This window comes from Formosa sejongensis (assembly GCF_033447105.1).
GTDB lineage: Bacteria > Bacteroidota > Bacteroidia > Flavobacteriales > Flavobacteriaceae > Formosa.
Map to the genome: position 1 here is coordinate 1 of NZ_JAWQUN010000056.1, position 1,068 is coordinate 1,068.

At 35.9% G+C, this 1,068-nt stretch carries 1 protein-coding gene; it reads right to left on the minus strand.

Annotated elements, in window-relative coordinates; genetic code table 11:
- Window positions 1-991, minus strand: a 991-nt coding sequence (locus R6X41_RS19730) for an IS4 family transposase (RefSeq protein WP_318502074.1), incomplete at its 3' end; no start/stop codon positions are given.
- Window positions 992-1,068: the final 77 nt, after the last annotated feature.

Sequence of the window (1,068 nt, forward strand, 5' to 3'; positions counted from 1 at the left end):
TTATTAATGCTGTCCAAATTTGTATCATCACTGCATTTTGACTTGTTCCGATAAAGGATTTTATGTGCAATTGTTGTTTTATGTCTCTGAAAAAGATTTCTACCTCCCATCTAGCCTTGTAGAGTTCGGTTATGGTGTTTGCTGTCCAAGACATTTGGTTGGTAATGACCTCTATGGTTTGCTGATTTTTGTCGTCCCATAATGCAACCCTGCGGAGTTTTTTAGGATACTTCTGTTGCGTTTGAGTCCCGGTCAGTTCAATGAGTTCATCTTTTAAAACGTGCTGATGCCTGTTGTCTGGTAGTTCACGTTCTTTTATTGTTTTAAATTTTATGTTGTTTTTATGTCTCACTACAAAATATACACCATTGCTGTCCCAAACATTGAGAAGCGAAAAATCATTATAAAATCTATCGGCAACAATAACACTGCCTTTTAAAAGCGGAACATCATAGGCCCCTTTATTATCGGCTGTTTTACCATCAGTAATGTTTACATAAGCAGGTAGATGTCCGTCGTAATCAAGCAAAGTGTGCATTTTTACGGCGCCTTTTTTCGTTTTGTATTTAGCCCAATCAAATAAACTTAAACAAAGACTTATGGTGGTCGCATCTAGTAAGAATATCTTAGATTTTATCTTGAAATTTGTACGTTTCATACTAGCCTGCTGTCCAAGACTCTCTAGAAGCACATAATAATAGTCCCTAAAGAGTTCCCAACTCCGATTCTTATTCTGGTAGCTTACCGTAGATTTTGATGGTGCTTTATGCATGCCTAAGTGGTTTAAATTACCTGTAGCAGAGCGAAGGCCATTGCTAATATCTCGAACAGATTGACTTTTTGCAAATTGACAAAATAACATAGAAACTAAATGTGACCAGCTGTCAAAACCTTTTTGATGCTTATCGCTCTTATGTAACTTGACTAAGCGCTTAAACTTTGAACTATCTAATTTTGAAATTATTTGAGAAAACAATGTTATATTTATCATCGGAGAAAGGGTTTTTGTGGTGCACCACAAAGGTAACTTTGCGGAACAAAATTTCCTTTCTCTTTTTTTAAACGTTT